This window comes from Kribbella steppae, assembly GCF_004342025.1.
Classification (GTDB): domain Bacteria; phylum Actinomycetota; class Actinomycetes; order Propionibacteriales; family Kribbellaceae; genus Kribbella; species Kribbella steppae.
On sequence record NZ_SLWN01000007.1, the window covers coordinates 191,830 to 212,194 of the forward strand.

The 20,365-nt window shown below is 68.0% G+C and carries 20 protein-coding genes; 10 read left to right on the top strand and 10 right to left on the bottom strand.

Annotated features, from left to right (window positions below):
- Positions 1 to 2: 2 nt before the first annotated feature.
- From EV652_RS21395 to EV652_RS21415, 5 genes are all read right to left on the bottom strand, one after another.
- A complete protein-coding gene (locus tag EV652_RS21395; protein ID WP_132210957.1) occupies positions 3 to 491 on the bottom strand; it encodes a hypothetical protein in 489 nt (162 codons plus the stop codon).
- A 177-nt stretch (positions 492 to 668) separates the two neighbouring features.
- The gene (locus tag EV652_RS21400) at positions 669 to 2,267 is read right to left on the bottom strand and encodes an ABC-F family ATP-binding cassette domain-containing protein (protein ID WP_132210958.1); all 1,599 of its coding nucleotides are present in this window, start codon (positions 2,265 to 2,267) and stop codon (positions 669 to 671) included.
- A gap of 196 nt (positions 2,268 to 2,463) precedes the next feature.
- Positions 2,464 to 3,423 (bottom strand): ABC transporter permease, encoded by a 960-nt coding sequence (locus tag EV652_RS21405; RefSeq protein ID WP_132210959.1) that lies wholly within the window; start codon positions 3,421 to 3,423, stop codon positions 2,464 to 2,466.
- A gap of 67 nt (positions 3,424 to 3,490) precedes the next feature.
- Entirely contained in the window at positions 3,491 to 4,417 is a 927-nt protein-coding gene (locus EV652_RS21410) for an ABC transporter permease (protein ID WP_132210960.1), read from the bottom strand.
- Positions 4,418 to 4,517: 100 nt separating this feature from the next.
- Positions 4,518 to 5,531, bottom strand: coding sequence for an ABC transporter ATP-binding protein (locus EV652_RS21415; protein WP_132210961.1), 1,014 nt, complete (start codon positions 5,529 to 5,531; stop codon positions 4,518 to 4,520).
- Positions 5,532 to 5,638: 107 nt separating this feature from the next.
- On the opposite strand from EV652_RS21415, the gene EV652_RS21420 reads away from it, so the two are divergent.
- Entirely contained in the window at positions 5,639 to 6,832 is a 1,194-nt protein-coding gene (locus EV652_RS21420; RefSeq protein WP_132210962.1) for an RNA-guided endonuclease InsQ/TnpB family protein, read from the top strand.
- A gap of 38 nt (positions 6,833 to 6,870) precedes the next feature.
- On the opposite strand, the gene EV652_RS21425 is transcribed toward EV652_RS21420, so the two are convergent.
- Together EV652_RS21425 and EV652_RS21430 are read right to left on the bottom strand one after the other, a co-directional pair.
- On the bottom strand, positions 6,871 to 7,836 hold the full coding sequence (locus EV652_RS21425) for an ABC transporter ATP-binding protein (RefSeq protein WP_242001900.1): 966 nt from the start codon (positions 7,834 to 7,836) through the stop codon (positions 6,871 to 6,873).
- 22 nt (positions 7,837 to 7,858) lie between these two features.
- The gene (locus tag EV652_RS21430; RefSeq protein ID WP_132210964.1) at positions 7,859 to 9,652 is read right to left on the bottom strand and encodes an ABC transporter substrate-binding protein; all 1,794 of its coding nucleotides are present in this window, start codon (positions 9,650 to 9,652) and stop codon (positions 7,859 to 7,861) included.
- Positions 9,653 to 9,818: 166 nt separating this feature from the next.
- Between EV652_RS21430 and EV652_RS21435 the strand changes: the two genes are divergently transcribed.
- Positions 9,819 to 10,502, top strand: a complete 684-nt coding sequence (locus tag EV652_RS21435; RefSeq protein WP_132210965.1) for a response regulator — start codon at positions 9,819 to 9,821, stop codon at positions 10,500 to 10,502.
- A 3-nt stretch (positions 10,503 to 10,505) separates the two neighbouring features.
- Entirely contained in the window at positions 10,506 to 11,915 is a 1,410-nt protein-coding gene (locus EV652_RS21440; protein ID WP_132210966.1) for a sensor histidine kinase, read from the top strand.
- 15 nt (positions 11,916 to 11,930) lie between these two features.
- Here EV652_RS21440 and EV652_RS45830 read toward each other — a convergent pair whose 3' ends face one another.
- The gene (locus tag EV652_RS45830; protein WP_255512615.1) at positions 11,931 to 12,059 is read right to left on the bottom strand and encodes a hypothetical protein; all 129 of its coding nucleotides are present in this window, start codon (positions 12,057 to 12,059) and stop codon (positions 11,931 to 11,933) included.
- A 90-nt stretch (positions 12,060 to 12,149) separates the two neighbouring features.
- On the opposite strand from EV652_RS45830, the gene EV652_RS21445 reads away from it, so the two are divergent.
- Both EV652_RS21445 and EV652_RS21450 read left to right on the top strand, forming a co-directional pair.
- Positions 12,150 to 12,632: a MarR family winged helix-turn-helix transcriptional regulator gene (locus tag EV652_RS21445; RefSeq protein ID WP_132210967.1), complete on the top strand. Its 483-nt coding sequence runs from the start codon at positions 12,150 to 12,152 to the stop codon at positions 12,630 to 12,632.
- Positions 12,629 to 13,621, top strand: a complete 993-nt coding sequence (locus tag EV652_RS21450) for a 2-dehydropantoate 2-reductase (protein WP_132210968.1) — start codon at positions 12,629 to 12,631, stop codon at positions 13,619 to 13,621. The genes EV652_RS21445 and EV652_RS21450 overlap by 4 nt, the downstream gene beginning before the upstream one ends.
- On the opposite strand, the gene EV652_RS21455 is transcribed toward EV652_RS21450, so the two are convergent.
- Complete coding sequence (locus EV652_RS21455) at positions 13,586 to 14,500, bottom strand: GNAT family N-acetyltransferase (RefSeq protein ID WP_242001901.1); 915 nt, start codon at positions 14,498 to 14,500, stop codon at positions 13,586 to 13,588. The genes EV652_RS21450 and EV652_RS21455 overlap by 36 nt on opposite strands.
- Positions 14,501 to 14,690: 190 nt before the next feature.
- Here EV652_RS21455 and EV652_RS21460 point away from each other — a divergent pair, with 190 nt between their 5' ends.
- On the top strand, positions 14,691 to 15,017 hold the full coding sequence (locus EV652_RS21460; RefSeq protein ID WP_132210969.1) for a hypothetical protein: 327 nt from the start codon (positions 14,691 to 14,693) through the stop codon (positions 15,015 to 15,017).
- On the opposite strand, the gene idi is transcribed toward EV652_RS21460, so the two are convergent.
- A complete protein-coding gene (gene idi, locus EV652_RS21465; protein WP_132210970.1) occupies positions 15,012 to 15,572 on the bottom strand; it encodes an isopentenyl-diphosphate Delta-isomerase in 561 nt (186 codons plus the stop codon). The two genes, EV652_RS21460 and idi, sit on opposite strands and share 6 nt — an antisense overlap.
- 222 nt (positions 15,573 to 15,794) lie before the next feature.
- Here idi and tyrS point away from each other — a divergent pair, with 222 nt between their 5' ends.
- The 4 genes from tyrS (at position 15,795) to EV652_RS21485 (ending at position 20,324) form a co-directional block, all read left to right on the top strand.
- On the top strand, positions 15,795 to 16,997 hold the full coding sequence (gene tyrS / locus EV652_RS21470; protein WP_132210971.1) for a tyrosine--tRNA ligase: 1,203 nt from the start codon (positions 15,795 to 15,797) through the stop codon (positions 16,995 to 16,997).
- Positions 16,998 to 17,130: 133 nt separating this feature from the next.
- Entirely contained in the window at positions 17,131 to 18,132 is a 1,002-nt protein-coding gene (locus tag EV652_RS21475; RefSeq protein ID WP_132210972.1) for a type IV toxin-antitoxin system AbiEi family antitoxin domain-containing protein, read from the top strand.
- Positions 18,133 to 18,201: 69 nt separating this feature from the next.
- Entirely contained in the window at positions 18,202 to 19,503 is a 1,302-nt protein-coding gene (locus EV652_RS21480; protein WP_132210973.1) for a phosphotransferase, read from the top strand.
- Positions 19,500 to 20,324: an NAD(P)H-binding protein gene (locus tag EV652_RS21485; RefSeq protein WP_132210974.1), complete on the top strand. Its 825-nt coding sequence runs from the start codon at positions 19,500 to 19,502 to the stop codon at positions 20,322 to 20,324. Before EV652_RS21480 ends, EV652_RS21485 begins: the two co-directional genes overlap by 4 nt.
- The last annotated feature ends 41 nt before the right edge of the window (positions 20,325 to 20,365 follow it).

Sequence of the window (20,365 nt, forward strand, 5' to 3'; positions counted from 1 at the left end):
CATCATGCCCGCTCGACGGCGAACGGGATCCGCAGGCTGACCGCCCGGTGGTAGACCATCACGTTCTGCGCTGCGATGGTGAGGCCGATGGTCAGCGCCACGGTCGAGTGGGTCAGGTTGCCGTTCGGCCAGATCGCGGGCGCGGCGAACGCGGCACCGACCCGGATCGCGAGCGTGAGCAGCCAGAGCGAGAGCGTCGCCGAAGTGCCCTTCTGGAACAGACCGTCCTCGCGCTGGGTGAGCCGGAGGCTGGCACCGCGGGCGAGCCCGATCCCGATCAGTACGACGCAGTCCAGCACGAGGAAGGCGATCTCGCCGTTCGACGCGGTCTGCAGCGCGGACGGCAACGGCAACAGCCCGACCATCAGCAGGATCACCGGCATCACCAGCAGCGACTTCTGCGTCACCAGCGACCCGGTCACCTGCCGCCCGACCACCCGCACCAGCACAAACAGCCCGACCAAGATCCCCAGGACCAACTCGCTCGACATTCCGATTCCTTCCCGATGAGGTTCGTTGCCCTCAACGCTCCTCGGAATCGGACCCGGGTACGTCGGCCCCCAGTTCGGCCCCAGGTGGAACCGCTCCTCAACCCGCGGGTTGACCTCACCCCTCTGGTGGGCCGACCCACCAGCGCGGAGGTGGGCCAACCAGAGGGGGACGGGCGGTCAGGCCAGGGAGACGAGGTCCAGGTAGTCGTCGGTCCAGAGGTCCTCGGTGGCGTCCGGGAGGATCAGCACCCGGTCGGGGCGCAGGGCCTCGATGGCGCCCTCGTCGTGAGTGACCATGACGATCGCGCCAGGGTAGCTGCCGACCGCGCCGAGAACCTCGTCGCGGGAGGCCGGGTCCAGGTTGTTGGTCGGCTCGTCCAGCAGCAGGACGTTCGCGCCGGAGTGGACCAGCCCGGCGAGTGCCAGGCGGGTCTTCTCGCCGCCGGACAGGACGTGGGCCGGTTTCTCGGCGTCGTCGCCGCTGAACAGGAACGAGCCGAGCACGTTCCGGACCTCGCCGTCGGTCAGACCGGGCGCGACCGACGCCAGGTTCTGCCGGACGGTGCCGGCGAGATCCAGGGTGTCGTGCTCCTGGGCGAAGTACCCGAGCCGCAACCCGTGACCGTGCACGACCTTGCCGGCGTCCGGCTCCTCACGACCGGCGAGCAGCCGGAGCAGCGTGGTCTTACCGGCGCCGTTCAGCCCGAGGATGACGACCCGACTGCCCCGGTCCACGGCCAGGTCGACCCCGTCCAGCACCTGGAGGCCGCCGTACGCCTTCTTCAGACCGGTCGCGCTGAGCGGTGTCTTCCCGGACGGCGCCGGTTCGGGCAGCCGGATCCGGGCCACCCGGGCGGCACGTCGTACGGGCTCGAGATCGTCGAGCAGCTTGTTCGCCCGCCGCGCCATGTTGCGCGCGGCAACGGCCGTGTTCGCTCCGGCTTGCATCTTCGCCGCCTGGGCATGCAGAACCGCCGCCTTGCGCTCCGCCGTGTTGCGTTCGCGGGTACGGCGGCGCTCGTCGAGCTCCAGCTGTTCGAGGTACTTCGCCCAGCCGGTGTTGTGGACGTCGATCGTGGTCCGCTGCGGATCCAGGTGGAACACCCGGTTGACCGTTGCCGCGAGCAACTCACGGTCGTGGCTGATGACCACCAGGCCGCCCGGGTAGCCGAGCAGGAACTGACGCAGCCACAGCACCGAGTCGGCGTCCAGGTGGTTGGTCGGCTCGTCGAGCAGCAAGGTGTCGTGCTGCGCGAACAGGATCCGGGCCAGCTCGACCCGGCGCCGCTGACCACCGGACAGTTCGCCGACCGGCTGCTCGAGCGCGCGGGTGGGCAGACCGACGCCGGCCGCGAGCCGGGCCGCTTCCGCCTCGGCGGCATAACCGCCGCCGGCCTGGAACTGCGCCTCGGCCCGGGCGTACGCCGCCATCGCGCGCTCCTGGGCGTCGCCGACCGCACTGCTCATCGCGGCCTCGGCCTTGCGGAGGCTGCGGACGGCGACGTCCAGCCCGCGGGCCGACAGGATCCGGGTGGTGACGGTGAGGTTCGGGTCGGCGGCACGCGGGTCCTGCGGCAGGTAGCCGACGGAGCCGGACACGGTGACGGAACCCGAAGCCGGACGGTCCTCGCCTGCCAGGGTCTTCATCAAGGTGGTCTTGCCGGCGCCGTTACGGCCGACGAGCCCGACGCGGTCGCCGGGGCTGAGGTGGAACGAGAGGTCGGACAGCAGCAGGTGGGCGCCGACGCGAATATCTACACCGCGAACGGTGATCATGGTTACTCTCCGTGATAGCAGATGGACGCACTTCTGGTGTGGAAGCGGGTCCGCAGCTAGACACAGAGGCAAGTAGCCATACGCCCAGAGTAGGACGACCCCGGAGAGCCGCCAACTGATTAACCGTCCCCGGAGCAGCACCACCCCCGGAGGTGCTGCTCCGGGGCGTCCCTCCCCCCGGGAATCAAGGTGGCGATCAGTGCAGACGGACTCTGGGGTCGAGGGCGGCGTAGGCGATGTCCACCAGGATGTTGGCGACTACTACGGCAGCTGAGGCGAACAGGACGATGCCGATGATGACCGGGAGGTCTTGCTGGTTGATGGCGGTGATGGCGGTCTGCCCCAAGCCGGGGAGGCTGAAGACCGTCTCGATCACCACGACACCACCGACCAGCTGGCCGAGGTCGATACCGAACTGGGTGACGACCGGCGTCATCGCGCTGCGCAGACCGTGGCGGACGATCACGCGGCGCTCGCGGATACCCTTCGATCGCGCCGTCCGGATGTAGTCCTCACTCAGTACGTCGAGCATCGAACCGCGGGTCAACCGGGTGTAAGTGGCCGCCAGCAACAAAGCCAGCGCGATCCACGGCAGGAACAGGTGCTGGACCCACGGCCCGATCCCCGCACTCAGCGCCGAGTACCCGCCGGCCGGGAACCAGTGGAACCCTGCCAGCGTGAGCCGGAAGTACAGGAAGTACAGCAGCAGCAACCCGAGCAGGAACGACGGGAACGAGTAGAAGAACAACGAGAACAGCGTCAGCCCGCGATCGGCCAGCGACCGCGGATGCACCGCCGAGATCACCCCGTTGAAGACCCCGAGCAGCAACCACAGTACGGCGGCGCCGAGCGCGAGCGACACCGTGATCGGCAACGCCTGCCCGATGATCGTGGTCACCGGCACCTGGTGGTAGTAGTCGTACCCGAGATTGCCCTGCAGCGCGTTCTCGATGAAATGCAGGTACTGCTTCCAGACCGGCAGGTCCAGGCCGAGCCGGTGTTTGACCAGTGCGATCGTCTCCGGCGTCGCCTGTCGGCCGGCCAGGGTCTGTGCAACGTTGCTCGGAGCAACGAAGAACAGCCCGAACACGGCCACCGTGATGAGCCAGAGAACCAGGATCCCGTGGCCGATCCGGCGGATCAGAAAAAGAACCATCGCCGCCTCCTCGCAGCACCGTTGGAGGTGTCGATCCAGTAGTTGCCCCAGCCGAACAGCGCCATCACTAGCTCCGATCCGCGCGCGGGTCGAAGGCGTCCCGGACCCCGTCGCCGAACAGGTTGAAGGCCAGCGTGGTGATCAGCAGCGCCAGACCGGGGAAGAGGATGAACCACCACGCGGTCGTGTAGTAGTTCTGCGACGCGCTGATCATCCCGCCCCAGTCCGCGGTCGGCGGCGGCAGCCCGAGCCCGAGGAACGACAGCGTCGCCTGGGTCACGATCACCACCGGGATCAGCAGCGTGGTGTAGACGATCACCGGTGCCAGCACGTTCGGCAGGATGTCGACGAACATGATCCGGGAGTCCCCCGCCCCCAGCGATCGGGCCGCCTCGACGAACTCCCGCTCCCGCAGCGACAGCACCTGACCGCGCACGATCCGGGCCACCGACGCCCAACTGAAGAACCCAATCACCATCACCGTCACCGTCAGGCTCGGGCCGGTGACCGACACCAACGCGATCGCCACCAGCAGGAACGGCACCGACAGCACGACGTCGATCAGCCGCGCGAGCACGGTGTCGACGAGTCCACCGAGGAACCCCGCCGCCAGACCGAGGACTACGCCGACCACCACCGTGATCGCGGTCGCGGCCACCCCGACCAGCAGTGACACGCGAGCGCCGTACGCGATCCGCACCAGGATGTCGCGGCCCAGGTCGTCGGTCCCCAGCCAGAACGTCCCGTTCGGCCCGCGCGGCAACCCGTCCGGCGTCAGCCCGATGTCGCGGTACTGCTCGTTCGGCGGATGCCCGGTGATGGAGGCGAACACCGGCGCGAAGATCGCCATCAGCACGATCAGCACGATCACGACGAGCGAGATCATCGCCACCTTGTCGCGGCGCAACCGCCGCAACGCCAGCACGAACGGACTACGCCCCTCGATCGCCTTCGGCTCATCGACGACGTCGACCATCTCGATTGCTGCGGTCATGGGGCCTCCCGACCTGGACTGAGGAGCGGAGCGACGAGGGAAGGTCGGGAGCCACAGCCCCATGACCATCCCGGCGCCGAAGGCCCGGCCAAAAGCACAGTCATGATGCCTTCAGATCGGGTACGGCGGTGGACAGGTCCTCGCCGATGGTCAACGGATGGATGCACGCCGTCCGATGTTCGCCGCCGTCATCCAGTACGGCGGCCAGCGGCGGCTCGGTCGCGGCACAGTCGGCCCGGGATTTCGGGCACCGCGTGTGGAACCTGCACCCCTCCGGCGGGTTCGTCGCGGCTGGGATGTCGCCACCGAGGATGATCTGCTCGCGACTGTCGGCCGTGTCCGGATCCGCCACCGGCAGCGCGGACAGCAACGCCCGGGTGTACGGATGCCGGGTCTGGCCGAACAACTCGCTGGTCGGTGCGAGCTCGGCGATCTTGCCCAGGTACATCACCGCGATCCGGTCGCTGACGTGCCGGACCACGGACAGGTCGTGCGAGATGAACACGTAGGTCAGATCGAACTCGCGCTGCAGATCCGCCAGCAGGTTGATGATCTGCGCCTGGATCGATACGTCCAGCGCCGACACCGGTTCGTCGCAGATCACCAGCTTCGGCCGCAGCGCCAGCGCCCGGGCGACCCCGATCCGCTGCCGCTGCCCGCCGGAGAACTCGGCCGGGAACCTGTTGTAGTGCTCGGGATTCAGCCCGACCAGCTCCATCAGCTCCTGGACCTTCTTCTTCCGCTCCGCGCCCGACGCGATGCCGTGGATGCTGAACGGGTCGCCGATGATCGAGCCGACCCGCCGGCGCGGGTTCAGCGAGCCGTACGGGTCCTGGAAGATCACCTGGACCTCACGGCGGATCGGCCGCATCGCCTTCCGGGACAACGTGCTGATCTCGGTACCGTCGAACCACACCGAGCCGGACGTCACGTCGTACAGGTGGGCCATGCAGCGGGCCAGGGTCGATTTGCCGCAGCCGGTCTCGCCGACCAGCCCGAGTGTCTCGCCCTTGCGGACCTCGAGAGAGACGCCGTCGACCGCCCGGACCACCTCCCGGGAATGAGTGGGGAACACCTTGCGGACGTCCTCCACCTTCAGCAACACGTCGTTCATCAGATAGGTCGCGGGGAGGCCCCGTCATTGATGGCGGGGTGGAGCCGCGACTCCCTCCTCTCGGTGTGCTCGGAGAAGTGTCGGCGGTGGCTGGTTGGATCGGGGGCATGTCTCGCTACCGCCTGTGTCCCACGCCGGCGCAGACTGCTGGGCTGCTGGCTCAGTGTGGGCAAGCGCGATATGTGTGGAACCTGGCCGTTGAGCGATGGTCGATGTGGACACGCGACAAAGGCCCGACGCCGGGATTCGTTGAGCAGGCGCGGCAACTGACCGAGGCGCGTGCCGTGTTCGGCTGGTTGCGTGATGGGTCGCAAACCGTCCAGCAGCAAGCGCTGCGGGACTTCGACCAAGCCCGCAGGAACTTCTTCGCCGGCAGCCATCACCGCCCCACCTGGCGCAAAGCCGGACGGCGTGAAGGGTTCCGTATCGTCGGTCCTCAGGCCGGCCGGGTTGAGCAGGTCAGCCGCAAGTGGGCGAGGGTGCTGGTTCCGAAGGTCGGCTGGGTACGGTTCCGGGTGAGCCGGGCGCTGCCGGAGTCCAGGTCGTACCGGATCACCCGTGACCGCGTCGGGCGCTGGCACATCGCGTTCGCCGCCGTACCGGACCCGATCCCGGCACCCGGCAACGGCGCGGTCGTCGGCGTTGACCGCGGCGTGACCGTATCCGCCGCCCTGTCCACCGGGGAACTGCTCAACTGCCCAAGGCTGTCCGAGTCCGAGCGGCGGCGACTGGTGCACCTTCAACGGCGACTCGCCCGAGCCCAGCGCGGCTCGAACCGCAGGAAACGCGTCAAGGCCGCGATCGCGAAACTGCACGCCCGGGCCGCGGATCGACGTAAGGACTGGGTCGAGAAGACCTCGACCGATTTCGCGCGCCGCTTCGACGTGATCCGCGTCGAAGACCTCCGGGTACCGCAGATGACCAGGCGGCCGAAACCCAAGCCCGATCCCGCCAAGGCAGGCAGCTACCTGCCGAACCGGCGACGCGCCAAGGCCGGCCTGAACCGGGGCATCCTCAACAACGGCTGGGGACTGCTGGTCCAGCGGCTCGAACACAAAGCCGCCGGACGAGTCGAGAAGATCACGGCGGCGTACACGAGCCAGACGTGTTCGCGCTGCGGGCACTGTGCACCCGGGAACCGCGAGAACCAAGCGTTCCGGTGTCAGTCCTGCGGCCACAGCGACCACGCCGACCTGAACGCCGCTATCAACATCGCCGCCGGACGGGCGGTCAGCGCGCGCCGAGACAAGCCTGTACGGATGTCTGTGAAGCGTGAACCTCAACTCACTACCTCCACGTAGCTGGGCTGGAATCCTCGCCGTTCACGGCGAGGAGGACGTCAAGACGCAATCGCCTCGCTTACGTCGTGGGGTAGCCAGCAGGCCGACTGGTGTCGCGGGTCGCCGCCGACGTCGGTCAACGGCGGCGCCTCGGTGCGGCACTTGTCGAACACGTGCGGGCAGCGGGCCGCGAACGGGCACCCGGCCGGCAGGCTGATCAGGCTCGGCGGACTGCCCGGGATCGGGGTCAGCCGGTCACCGCTACGCGCCGGCAGGGAGGCCAGCAACCCTTGGGTATAAGGGTGATGGTTGCGGTAGAAGATGTCGCGACGCGGCGCCCGTTCCATCACCGAGCCGGCGTACATCACCACCACCTCGTCGGCCATCTCGGCCACCACGCCGAGGTCGTGGGTGATCAGGATGATCGCCGTACCGAACTGCTCCTGCAGCCGGCGCATCACGTTCAGCACCTGGGCCTGCACGGTCACGTCCAGCGCGGTGGTCGGCTCGTCGGCGATCAGCAGCGCCGGGTCGAGGGCCATCGCCATCGCGATCATCACCCGTTGCCGCATCCCACCGGAGAACTGGTGCGGGTAGTCGTCGATCCGCTCGACCGCCCGCGGGATACCGACCAGGGTGAGCAGGTCGGCGGCCCGTTGCCGGGCCGCCGACTTGCTGATGATCCGGTCATGCGCACGGATCATCTCCACAATCTGCCAGCCGATCCGGTAGTGCGGATGCAGGCTGGACAGCGGGTCCTGGAAGATCATCCCGATCTGGTCCCCGCGCAACCGTCGCAGTGTCGCCTGATCGGCACTGATCAGGTCGGTTCCGTCGAAGAACGCCGTACCGGAGACCTGGGCGCCGCGGGTCAGACCGGTGATGGTCTGGGTGGCGACGCTCTTGCCCGAGCCGGACTCGCCCACCACCGCCAGGGTCTGCCCGGCCTCGACGTCGAACGACAGCCCCCGGACAGCGCGGACGATGCCGTCCGGGGTGTCGAAGGAGACCCGGAGGTCCCTCACTTCAAGCAGTGTCATGTGCCTCTCAGCCGCCCTGCTTGTCCTTGGCGAGCCAGACATTGGTCGGGTCGTAGTTCTGCAGCGACGGGACGTAGACGGCGTTGTGGACATGTGCGGCGTGGTAGTTCGCCTGCTTGTTGTTGGTCAGCGGGTAGAAGGCGGCTTGGTCCATCACCCTGGCGTCGGCCTTTGCCCAGAGCGCGGCGGCCGCGTCCTGCGTCGGCGCGGCGGCCGCCTGCTTGATCAGCGTGTTGGTCTCCGGGTCGTTGTAGAGACCGAAGTTGCTGCCGATCGGCGGGAACGACGGCTCACCGGAGAACAGTGGGTTGAAGAACGACAGCGCCGCGTTGCCGTACCAGTCCGCACCCCAGCCGGCCAGTGACAGGTCCCAGACACCACGCTTGGCGACACTCGGCACCTGCAGGTACTTCACGTAGAAGTCCGCGTTCGGCGAGGGTACGCCGGTGACGGTGATGCCGGCCTTGGACAGGTCCTGCTGGATCGTCTGGAAGGTCTTGCTGCTGCCCTCGGTCGCGTTCCGGTAGAGGAACTTCAGCGTCAGGTTGGGAAAGCCGGCCTCGGCGAGCAACTGCTTGGCCTTGTCCGGGTTGTACGGGTACGGATCGTTGGGCTTGGAGCCGACGATCACGTCCGGCAGGACGTGGGTCAGCGGCGGATTCAGGGTCTTGCCGCCGAGCACCTGCAGGATGTGGTCGCGGTTGATCGCGTAGCTGATCGCCTGCCGCACCGTCGGGTTCTCCAGCGCCTTGTTGTTGTTCGGCGAGACGGTGTTGTAGATGACGTACGGGTTGGAGCCCGCGGTGTCACCGATCGTCAGGTTCGGGTCCTTCTTGGCCTGCAGCGCGGGCAGCTGGGACGGCGGTGGCGCGACGTCGAACTCCATGTCGGCGCTCGGTGTGCCGGTTTGCAGCTGCTGCTGGACGGAGTCCTGGGTGACCGTCTCGTTCACCACGACCTTGTCGACGTACGCCTTGCGGACCGGATCGGTGGCCGGGTCCCAGTCGGCGTTGCGGGAGTAGGTGATCGACTTGGTCGGCACCCACGAGTCGACCTTGTACGGGCCGTCGGACGGGTAGTTGTTGCCCAGCTCGGTGCTGCCGGGGAGGTACTTGAGCGCCTCGACCGGGGCCGGGGAGAACGCCGGCAGGGTCAGCATGTCGACGAAGTACGACGCCGGCTGGTTCAGCGTGAAGACGACGGTGGTGTCGTCCTTGGCGACCACTCCGGGCAGCGGTGTTGTGTCGATATAGGCCTGGATCGCAGCCGGGGTCTTGGCCACCTTGGTGAAGCCGTCCGCGAACGCCTTGTACCCGACGATCAGGTCGGCGAAGTCCGGGATGCCACCGAAGGGCTGCACCGGGTTCGCGGTCCGCTTGACACCGCGGACCATGTCGGCGGCCGTCACCTGGCGGGCCGGACTGGTGTTCCACTTCGCCCCGGGCCGGATCTTGATCGTGTAGGTCTTGCCGTCCGCACTGATCCCGCCGTTCGCGGCGGTCGGGATCTCGGTGGCGAGGTCCGCGACCGGGCTGGTGTTCTTGCCACCGGGATCGGCCGGGTACGTGAACAGCTGCCTGCTCCACATCCGCAGGTTGAGGTAGCCGACCGAGTAGTAGCTGATGTTCGGATCCATGTAGTCGACATCGCCGGCCCCGAGCATGTTCAGGGTGCCGCCGGTGACCGGCGTGGCCTCGGTACTGCCGGATCCGGACGGTGATCCGCTGCCACTGTTGCAGGCGGCGAGCATGAGCGTCGCCACGGCGGCAAGGGATACTGCCGCCAGCCTTCTTCTGGCCATTGGTCCTCCTCCAGGACTCGATAGCGCCGAAGTTAGGACTCGCGGCGCCGCCTGGAAGCGCGGTCACAGAACCGTCAAGGCCTTGTCACCCGGCACCCGCGCCAAGATGACGAAGTCATGACAGAAGTCACCGTCGTTTGGGCCTCCGGTAGTCCACACTGGACCGGTGGCACACAGCCTGCTGTTGGTCGATGACGAACCGCGCATCCGGCGGGTGCTGCGGCTCGCCCTGGAGGACGAGGGGTACCAGGTCGCCGAGGCTGCCAACGGGTACGACGCTCTCGCCGCGCTGCGCCGGGAGCCGCCGGACGTGGTGCTGCTGGACCTGATGCTGCCGGATCGCGACGGCTTCACGGTCTGCCGCGAGATCCGCCGTACCAGTGACGTACCGGTCATCATGGTGACCGCGCGGACCGACAGTCACGATGTGGTCGCCGGGCTGGAGGCAGGCGCGGACGACTACGTCACCAAGCCGCTGGTGGCCAAGGAGTTGTCGGCCCGGATCCGGGCGCTGCTGCGGCGGGTCGAGCCGGCCAACGCCCGCCAGCTGGACCTGCTGGTGGTCGGTGACCTTCGGATCGACGTGGCCGGCGCCGAGGTTTCGCGCGGCGACACGGTGCTGCCGTTGACCCGGACCGAGTTCAAGCTGCTGGCCGAACTGGCCGGCGCCGAGGGCAAGGTGCTGAGCCGGGAGCAGTTGCTGTCCAAGGTGTGGGGCTACGGGTACTTCGGTGACAGCCGGATCGTCGACGTCCACATCCGCCGGCTGCGGCTGAAGATCGAGCACGACCCGGCCAGCCCGAAGCATCTGGTCACGGCCCGCGGCCTGGGCTACCGACTGGTGAGCTGAGCCGTGCGAGGACGGTTCAGCCTGCGCGGGCGGGTCATGATGGCCTACGGCCTGCTCGCGCTCGGACTGTCGTCGGTGCTGGCGCTCGTCACCTGGACCGTGGTCTCGGAGTACCTCACCGAGCAGCGCCAGTCCTCCGCGATGGTGGAGACGGCCGACAACGCGGCGGCCTTCCACTACGGCCTGTTCGGCGCACCACAGCCCTGTCGGCCGGCTCGCGAACGGGCCGAGTGCGGCAGCCCGACCCCCAACCCGAACGTCAGCATCATCGAGCTGCTGAACAGCCTGCCGTCCACGGACTCGGCCGCCTCGATGGTGTACTACGACGACCAGTGGTACTCCCTGACCGGGAAGCCCTCCGACCTACCCGCCGACCTGATCGACGGGGTTCGCAGTGGCAGTACATCGCATCGCCGCATCACCGTCGGTGGTCAGCAGGTGCTGGCGGTCGGCGTACCGATGAGTCGTCGCGGCGAGGCGTTCTTCGAGTGGCATCCGCTGGAAAGCCTGGACAACACGCTGCGGACGTTGAAGTTCACGCTGGTCGCGGCGGCGCTCGTGGCCGCGTTGATCGGTCTGGCCGTCGGACGGCTCGCGAGCACCCTGGCGCTGCGACCGCTCGCCGCGCTGACGCGGGTGGCAGATGCGGTGGCGCGCGGACAGTTGGATGCACGACTGCAGGTGGAGAACGACCGGGACCTGGGTGGGTTGGCGCGGTCCTTCAACCAGACCGCGGCGAACCTCGAACGACGGGTGGCGGCAGACGCGCGATTCGCGGGGGACGTGAGCCATGAGCTGCGTACGCCGTTGATGACGATGCTGAACTCGATGCAGCTGATCCAGAACCATCGCGCCGAGCTCCCCGGACCGGTGCGCGAACCAGTCGAACTGCTCGGCGACGATCTCGATCGATTCCGCCGGCTGGTGATCGACCTGCTGGAGATCTCCCGGGACGACGGCGGTGACCAGGGCAGCCGGGAGATCGTCCGGATCGCCGATCTCGTCCGTGCCGCCGCGGACGCGACCGCCGGACGAGACGTGACCACGGTCGCGCCGGAGGCCGAGGGCCTGACCTTGCAGGCGGACAAGCGGCGGCTTGAACGAGTCATCGCGAACCTGGTCGAGAACGCCGAGGACCACGCCGGCGGTTGCAAAGGCGTCGGCGTCGAAGCCGGCGGCCTGGGCGTCGTCATCACCGTCGACGACTCGGGCCCGGGTATCCCCGCGGACGACCGCGACCGGATCTTCGAACGCTTCGGTCGCGGTGAAACCAGCAACCGCAGCCGCGGCGTAGGCCTCGGCCTGGCCATCGTCGCCCGTCACGTCCAGTGGCACCACGGCACCATCCAGGTCACCGAACGCCCCGGCGGCGGTGCCCGCTTCATCGTCGAGCTCCCGGCCAAGACGACTTAGGTTGCTTCGGACGACCTAGGTTGCTTCGAGCAACGAGAAGCGGTCGTCGCACTGGACCACGGCCCGCGGCGTGAGTCCGGCCGCCTCGGCCAGCGCGGCCCACTCCCGCTCCGTTCGGTCGGCCCCGCCCGCGATCGCCATCATCTCGATGTCGTCGAACTTCGAGCCGGGCTGTCATCATCGTCTCCCCTTGGTCAGGTTGCCTGACCCTGACGGTAAGGTAGCCTGACCCTCATGTCAACGCCGCGCTATTTCGGTCTGCTCCGTCTCGCCTTCGATCAGGCGCTGGCCGCCGTACTGGCTCAGGTCGGGCCGCGGCATCCGGAGCTGCGGCGGGCCCATTTGCAGCTGTTCCGGTTCGGAGGGATCGACGGGTCACACACGGCCGAGCTGGCCGCACACGCGGGGATGACGAAGCAGTCGATGCACGAGTTGGTCACCCACCTCGAGCGGCACGAGTACCTGGTGCGCGAGGCCGATCCGGCCGATCCGCGGGCCAAGCGGGTGCGACTGACCCCGGCCGGCCGGAAGCTGGAGCGGCAGATCCACGACGCCATCGCCGACCTGCTCGACGAGTGGGAGGCGAAGCTCGGTCACGAGCGGTTCGAGGAGCTGTGGACCATGCTCCAGGAACTGACCGGCCAGACGGGTGCACTGCCCGACCGTGGGCGGATCCGGTTGGATGAGCCGGTGGATTCTCGAGGAGGCCTGCGATGACGATCGTGGTGTACGGCGCGGGTGGGATCGGGTGCTATGTCGGCGGGCGGCTGGCGGCGACGGGGTCTCCGGTGACCTTCGTCGGGCGGCAGCGGATGGCGGACGAGTTGGCTGAGCACGGGCTGCGGCTGACGGACTATCTCGGGGCGGACCTTCGGGTTGCCGACGTCCGGTACGAGACCTCGCCGGGGGCGGCCGCGGAGGCGGATCTGGTTCTGGTGACGGTGAAGTCGGCCGCTACGGCGAGTGCGGCGGACGAGCTGGCCGAGGTACTGAAGCCTGGTGCGATTGTTGTCAGCTTCCAGAACGGCGTACGCAACGGGGAACTTCTGCGGGAGCGGCTGACGGAGCAGGTCGTGGTGACGGGGATGGTTCCGTTCAACGTGCTGAACCGGGGTGGCGGTGTGTTCCATCAGGGCACGGAGGGCGCGCTCGACATCCAGCATCACCCTGGGCTGGCGCCGTACGTCGATGCATTCGCCAAGGCCGGGCTGCCGCTGACGCAGCACGACGACATCCTGCCGGTGCAGTGGGCGAAACTCCTGCTGAACTTGAACAATCCGATCAATGCACTGTCCGATCTGCCCTTGCGGGACGAGTTGTCGCAGCGTTCGTATCGCCGATGTCTGGCCGCTGCTCAGGCCGAGACCCTCGAACTTCTCGACGCCGGTGGCATCACGCCGGCCAAACTCCTGCCGGTCCCGATGCACCGCTTCCCGGCGATCCTGCGCCTGCCCGACTTCCTCTTCCGACGACTTGCCGCCAAGATGCTCGCGATCGATCCGCTCGCCCGCACCTCGATGTGGGAAGACCTCGAGGCCGGTCGTACCACCGAGATCGACTACCTCAACGGCGAGGTCGTCCGCCTGGCCGAGTCCCTCAACCGCTCCGCCCCGGTCAACGCCAAGCTCGTCGCGTTGATCCGCGACGCCGAGGTCAATCGCCGGCCCTGGTCAGGCCCGGACCTCCTCCGGGAGCTGCAGGGGTAGGTTGGCGCGGACGTTGATGGCGACGGCACCGTACGTGAAGCCGAGGTGTTCGTTCAGGCGGCGCATGTTCTCGTTGCCTTGCTGGGTCCAGGTGTAGACCTGGGTGATGCCGTGCTCGGCCGCCCAGGCCATGCTCGTCCTCTTGAGCGTCGACGCGACCGCCTGGCCGCGCCATTCCCGCCGCACGGCGGTGTAGGCCACCTCGGCGCGCTCCGGCCGGTCGGTGTCGAGCATCAGGCCGGCGACTCCGATCACGTCATCGCCGACGACGGCCAGGAACATCGCAGCCGGGTCGTTGATCCACTCGGTCGCCCATTCCTCAGCCGAGACGTCCAGCGGGTTCGGCACGTCCATGTCAGGGAGCGTCGGCAGCGCGACCTGCTCATACGCCTTCGCCCACAGCTCAGGCCGGTCCGCAACGCTCACCACTTGGTACGACGTCGGCTCGGGCGGCCAGGGTTCGGCGGCGATACGGCGTACCTGCTCGACCTGCCGCCGGGTCTCGGTGAAGCCGAACCGCTGCGCGAACGCCAGCGACCCTTCGTCCTCCACGATCGAGCCGGCAACTTCGTAGCCTTGGGCAACGGCATGCTCGGCCAGCTCGATGAGCAAGCGCGTGCCGACGCCCTGCCTCCGCGCCTCCGGCCGCACCCGGGGTACGACGAATGCGCGGCCGGCCTCGTTGGAGCGGTCGGACAAACCACTGCCGACGACCCCGCCGTTGATTTCGGCCAGTAGTAGAAGGCGCTCGGGCTTGTCCAGCTCGCGGAGCTCGGCCACGCTCAGGCTGCGCTCGTCCGGTTGTACGGCGATTCGCACGTCACGCCAGGCTCCGTAATCCGCGTCGGTCCGGGCCTGCCGAAGCTCGATCATCCCCATTCACTCAGCTTGCCTCAAGCGCGGCGACCTGCGCGCGACCTTTCGGCTGGTCCGCTGTCCGGGCAACCCGTTTGTCTCGATTGGTGAGACAAGTACTCTCAAATCATGAACAGATACGACGTAGCAGTGGTCGGCGGAGGAAGTGTGGCAAGCCTGCAGGCCGCGGACACTTGCTCGGGCGCGGCTCCGCGTGGTGCTCTTCGACGACGACCGCGCACGCAATCGCACGGCTTCGCATGTACACAACTACCTCGGCGTGGACGACCCGTCACCGGCTGAGTTGCTAGCGGTCGGGCGCCGGCAAGCCACGACGTACGGCGTCGAGGTGACGAACGCTCGAGTCGGCGACACCACCGTGGACAACGGCTCCGTTGACGGCGGCTTGGTTGACGACGGCTTCGTTGCCGTCGGAACGACAGCCGTGCCCAGCCTGTTCGCGATCGGCGCGGCGGGGCACGCGAGCACCACCGCCGTCGCCCTGCACGCGGATCTGCTGGAGCGCGACGTCAGTTCATAGCCGCGCGGCCGGTGGTAGGTCGGCCGCCTCGGCGATCGGCCAGTCGCGAGGACTTGGACCGAGCTTCGCGAGTTCGTCGAGTTGGAGGACGCACCACGGGGACAAGTCCGGGAAGTCCAGCGGCCAGGAGATCCAGCGGTACGACGCGACTTCCTCGGGGTTGAGTGTGGGTTCGCCGGTCCAGTTGACTCGGTAGACGGGACACAGCTCGTTCTCGACCACGCCGGTCGGCATCTCGGCGCGGTAGCGGAACTCGGGCAGCACCAGGTCGATCCGGTCCGCGACGATCCCGAGCTCGTCGACGAGGCGGCGTCGTACCGCAGCCTCGACCGGCTCGCCGGGAAGTGGATGCCCGCAGCAACTGTTCGTCCAGGCGCCGGGCCAGGTCGGCTTGCCGAACGCCCGTTGCGTGATCAGCACCCGGCCGGCGTCGTCGACCACATAGCTGGAGAACGCCAGATGCAGCGGGGTCGCCGCGTGGTGGACCGTTGCCTTGGCCTCCGTCCCGATCGCCCGACCGGCCTGGTCCAGCAGCACTACCCGCTCGTCCGTCACACCCTGGAGCCTAACCCGATGTCCGCAGCGGCTCCGGCCTGTTAACCTGTCCCCGTGATCAAGCGATTCGTGGCGTATCGACCGGCTCTGGGAGGGGCCGGTATTCGGTAGTCCCCACAACTCGCTCCACCCAGAGCCTCCGAGGCAGGAACCATCCGGTTCTTGCCTTTCTTGCTTTTCCGGAGGCGTCTGCGGGGTGCCTCCCGTCCTGAGAGGGAACCCATGATCGAACCGAGTACGGTGGTCGACCGGTTACGTCGTACCACCGACACGATCGTCGGCGAGGCCGAACTCCTCGAACGGCTCGCGTCCGGTCGGCCGCTGCGGATCAAGTACGGCGTCGACTGCACCGCACCCGATCTCCACCTCGGGCACGCGGTCAACCTGTGGATGATGCGGCAACTGCAGGACCTCGGCCATCAGGTCGTGTTCCTGCTCGGCGACCTCACCACCCGTGTCGGCGACCCCACCGGGCGCTCCGAGACCAGGCCGTTGTTGACGCCGGAGGAGATCGAGGCGAACGCGCAGTCGTTCGTCGAGCAGGTGTCGATCGTCCTGCGCACCGACCCTTCAGTGTTCGAGGTACGACGCAATTCCGAGTGGTACGACGGGATGCGGGTGGCGGAGCTGTTGGGTCTGTTCGGCCAGGTCACGCAGGCCCAGTTGATGGCGCGGGACATGTTCCGCGAGCGGGTCGCGGCCGGGCGGGAGATCGCGGTGCACGAACTGGTGTACCCGGTGCTGCAGGGGTACGACAGCTTCGCGATGCGCAGCGATCTCACCATCGTCGGGTCGGACCAACTGTTCAACGAGCAGCTCGGCCGGCACTTCCAGCAACGCCTCGGCGCGCCGCCGCAGGCGGTGATCACGACGACGATCACACCGGGTACTGATGGCCGGGCGAAACAGTCGAAGTCGCTGAAGAACTACGTCGCGTTGACGGACACCCCGCGGGACAAGTTCGGCAAGCTGATGAGCATCCCCGACTCGCTGGTGGAGAGCTACGCGCGCGTCTACACCGAACTCCCCCTCGACACCGTCGCCGCCCTCGGATCGGCCGCGGCAGGGGGCGGTCCGCCCGCACGCGACGCCAAGCTCCGCCTGGCCGCAGCAGTCGTCACCCGCTACCACGGCGCCGGCACCGCCCGCACCGAACTCGACGCCTTCACTCGAACCTTCACCGACCGCAACCAGCCGACCGACATCCCGGAAGTCCTGGTCGGAACGCCGGGCGCCACCGTCCTCGACCTCCTCCAGGCCGCCCGCCCCACCGACACCAAGTCCAGCCTCCGCCGACTGATCCGCCAGGGCGCGGTGACCGTCAACGGCATCCGGGTCGACGACCCGACCAAAACCGTGGAGCTGACCACTGACGTCGTACTCAAGTCCGGCCCCCGCACCTGGCACCGCCTCCGCCTGTCCTGACCCGGCTCACGCCCGCTCTTCGGACAGCCGGCTTTTCGGAAGAAGGTCGTCGCTGAGCGGCGACTTTCTTCCGAAAAGGCGTTATCCACAGGGGCTTCTGCGGGCGGGGGCGGGATGCGTCAGGCTGGGGCGGATGGACTGGTGGTGGGCGCGGCAACTCGCGGACGAAGGCATTCAGGCGCTGATCCACGACCAGGGACAGATCGTGTCGCGCGCACAACTCCCGGCCGCCGGCTGGACCAGGGCCCAGATCAGGCGTCCGCTACGGAGCAGGCGGTGGCAAACCGTTCACCCAGGCGTCTACGCGACACACACCGGTCCCATCGGGTACGACGAGCAACTACTGGCGGCCCTCCTCTACGCCGGCCCCGAATCCGCCTGGAGCCACTACACCGCCGCGGAGCAACTCGGCCTGCTCAAGCCGGACAGCAATCGCCCGGTGTACGTGACGATTCCGGAACGCCGACGGGTGGTGCCGCGACCGAATGTCGTCATCCACCGCGACCCACATTGGGCAGACCGCCTCGCTCCGGTCGTCCCACCTCGGCGGACCGCCGCGGACGCCGTACTGGACATCGTCGGCATCGCCCCATCGGTGGATCAGGCAGCGGCGGTCATCGCCGAGGCGTGCCAGAGCGGGCGGGTCAGCGCGGCGGACATTGTGCGGGCGCTGGCCGATCGTCCGCGACTACGTCATCGCGGATCACTGCGCCCGATCCTCGCCGACGTCGCCGCCGGGTCACACTCGCTCCTCGAACTCCGGTATCTGCGGGACGTCGAACGCCGGCACGCGCTGCCGACCGGCGTCCGGCAACGTGCGATCGACCACGAGTTCACCGATGTCTTCTACCGCGACTTCGAGTTGGTGGTCGAGCTCGACGGTCGGTTGCATCTCGTCCCGCAGCGGCGGTGGCGTGATCTCGACCGCGACAACCGCGCCACGCTCCGCGCGGAGGCAACGCTGCGGTACGGCTGGTTCGACGTCACGAGCGGCCGTGCAAGGCCGCCGTACAGGTTCTTCAGGTACTGCGCCGCACGCAGCCGACCCTGGTCGCCAAGCCCTGCCGCCCGTCCTGCCCGGTGCGTTGAGGTTTCCGGAAGATCGGTGCCACCCAGTGGCGCTGGATTCAGGTGATTGTCGGCTGCGGGGGCCAGGGGGCGAAAACGGGGAGACGGGTGGTGGGTGGGTGGTCAGACTTGGCGGGTGGAGACGAAGAGGGTTGAGGCGCTGGTGAGTGTGGGGGCTCGGTATGTGGGGCGGGCGCCGGCGTTTGAGGTAGGCCCGCCTTGGTGGTCGGAGGTCGAGGAGGTGAACCGGCGGCTGGACGAGTTGCTTGGGGTGCGGACCGTCGTACTGCGGCTGGTGCATGCGGACGAGGCCGAGATCGGTCGCGGTGGGCGGACCGTGTACCACGTGCAGGCGATGGGCGAACCGCGATCCGGAGTGCTCGACGAGACGCCGTACGACGGGTGGGACGCGATCGTCGCACCGCATCCGCTCCGGTCGACCTGGGCCGAGGTGGACGGGCCTGAGCGGATCGTCGAGTGGGCGCGATCGTTCCTCGGCCCGGTCGAACCGGTGCAGGTGAAGACGTGGAATCTCTCCTGCCTGCTGCGAGTCCCGGGTGCGTGGGCCAAGGCGACGAGCCGGTTCGCCAGTGTGGACGCGGACATCATCGAGCACGTCCAGCGGTACGACGAAACGCTCGCGCCGACCGTACTCGGTAAGTCGGTGGAGAACCGGTGGTCGCTACTCGCCCACGCACCGGGGAACGACTGCTGGGAGCCGGACCGGGCAACGGTCGAGAACGTCGTGAGCCGGTGGGTCGCGGTGCAAGCTCAACTCGCAACCGAGGTCGACGAACTGAGCACCCCGAGCCTGCTGCCAGGTGAACTGACGGCCGAGGCCAACGGGCTGACCGCGCCGCGGCTGCTACGAGGTGAACTCGCGGCCGAGGTCGACGGACTGACCGCGCCGCGGCTGCTGCCAGGTGAACTGACGGCCGAGGTCGAACGGCTGCTGTCGGTCGTGCCACTGTCCTCACAGCTTCGATCGGACGTCGAGCACCTGCTCAGCAAGCTCCCGTCGATCGTCGCCGAGTTGGACACCGCCGGGTTGCCGATCACCTTGGTTCACGGCGACTTCCACCCGGGCAACTGGCGCTCGGACGGGACCGCGCGGGCAATCGTCGACTGGGCCGACACCTTCATCGGCCACCCGGCGACGGACATCCAGCGCCTGATCGGCTGGCTGCCGGCCGCCAAGCGCGCCCACGCTCTGGACGTCTGGACCACTGCCTGGAAGAACCACGTGCCGGCCGCCGACCCCGAGCGCGCCCTGCCTCCGACTGCCATCCTGGTTCGCCTGCTCTACGCGGTCATGTACCAGCGTTTCCTCGACAACATCGAGCCGGCCGAACGCATCTACCACGAGGATGATCCAGCGTCGGAGCTCCAAGCAGCCGTCGAGGCTTATGGTCTACGCGAGAGGGGTGTGGCTGGATGACGGTTCTGGTGACGGGTGCGAGTGGGAACGCGGGCGGCGCGGTCGTGCAGGCGTTGGCTGCTTCGGGAATCGCCGCGCGAGCGCTGGTGCGCAAGGAGATCCCGCTACCGGCTGGGATCGAGGCGGTGTACGGCGATCTGAATCGACCGGAGTCCTTCGTCGACGCACTGTCAGGTGTGTCAGGGATCTTCCTGCTGAGTGGATACGACCGGGTCGAGGAGTTGCTGGACAACGCCGTACGGGCGGGGGTTCGCAAGGTCGTGCTGTTGTCGAGCAGTTCGCTGGACAGCGCGGACACGTCGAACGCGATCGCCGCGTACCACCACGCCGCCGAGGAAGCCGTGAAGGTATCCGGTCTCGAGTGGACGTTCCTCCGGCCGAACTCCTTCATGTCGAACACGCTGCGCTGGCTGGATCAACTGCGTGCGGGCGATGTGGTTCGGGTGCAGTTCCCTGAGGTGCCGATCTCGACGATCCATCCGCTCGACATCGCCGATGTCGCGGTTCGCGCCTTCACCGACGACCACGCCGGCACGATCCACCGCCTCACCGGCCCGGTCGCCCTCACTCCCCCGCAACAGGTGGAGATCCTCGGCCAAGCGATCGGCCGGTCGCTGACGGCGTACCCGATGAGCCGGACGGAGACGCATGAGGAACTGGCCGCGACGATGCCACCGCAGTACGCCGCCGCGATCGAGAGCTTCTACGGCGACGGCATCATCGACGAGACGTCGGTCAAGGACAGCGTCGAGACGATCACGAGCCGGCCACCACGCACCCTGCAGGACTGGACCCGTGAGAACGCCGCGCTGTTCGCCTAGTCGTCAGGGTGCGCAGCCGGCCGGGGCTGCCACAGCATCCT

Bases quoted from the DNA above. Each gene is read 5' to 3' on its own strand.
- EV652_RS21400 (WP_132210958.1), bottom strand. From the start codon at position 2,267: ATGATCACCGTTCGCGGTGTAGATATTCGCGTCGGCGCCCACCTGCTG.
- EV652_RS21415 (WP_132210961.1), bottom strand. From the start codon at position 5,531: ATGAACGACGTGTTGCTGAAGGTGGAGGACGTCCGCAAGGTGTTCCCC.
- EV652_RS21410 (WP_132210960.1), bottom strand. From the start codon at position 4,417: ATGACCGCAGCAATCGAGATGGTCGACGTCGTCGATGAGCCGAAGGCG.
- EV652_RS21475 (WP_132210972.1), top strand. From the start codon at position 17,131: ATGGACTGGTGGTGGGCGCGGCAACTCGCGGACGAAGGCATTCAGGCG.
- EV652_RS21420 (WP_132210962.1), top strand. From the start codon at position 5,639: ATGTCTCGCTACCGCCTGTGTCCCACGCCGGCGCAGACTGCTGGGCTG.
- EV652_RS45830 (WP_255512615.1), bottom strand. From the start codon at position 12,059: ATGATGGCGATCGCGGGCGGGGCCGACCGAACGGAGCGGGAGTGGGCC.
- EV652_RS21455 (WP_242001901.1), bottom strand. From the start codon at position 14,500: ATGGGGATGATCGAGCTTCGGCAGGCCCGGACCGACGCGGATTACGGA.
- EV652_RS21485 (WP_132210974.1), top strand. From the start codon at position 19,500: ATGACGGTTCTGGTGACGGGTGCGAGTGGGAACGCGGGCGGCGCGGTC.
- EV652_RS21445 (WP_132210967.1), top strand. From the start codon at position 12,150: ATGTCAACGCCGCGCTATTTCGGTCTGCTCCGTCTCGCCTTCGATCAG.
- tyrS (WP_132210971.1), top strand. From the start codon at position 15,795: ATGATCGAACCGAGTACGGTGGTCGACCGGTTACGTCGTACCACCGAC.
- EV652_RS21430 (WP_132210964.1), bottom strand. From the start codon at position 9,652: ATGGCCAGAAGAAGGCTGGCGGCAGTATCCCTTGCCGCCGTGGCGACG.
- EV652_RS21450 (WP_132210968.1), top strand. From the start codon at position 12,629: ATGACGATCGTGGTGTACGGCGCGGGTGGGATCGGGTGCTATGTCGGC.
- EV652_RS21395 (WP_132210957.1), bottom strand. From the start codon at position 491: ATGTCGAGCGAGTTGGTCCTGGGGATCTTGGTCGGGCTGTTTGTGCTG.
- EV652_RS21405 (WP_132210959.1), bottom strand. From the start codon at position 3,423: ATGGTTCTTTTTCTGATCCGCCGGATCGGCCACGGGATCCTGGTTCTC.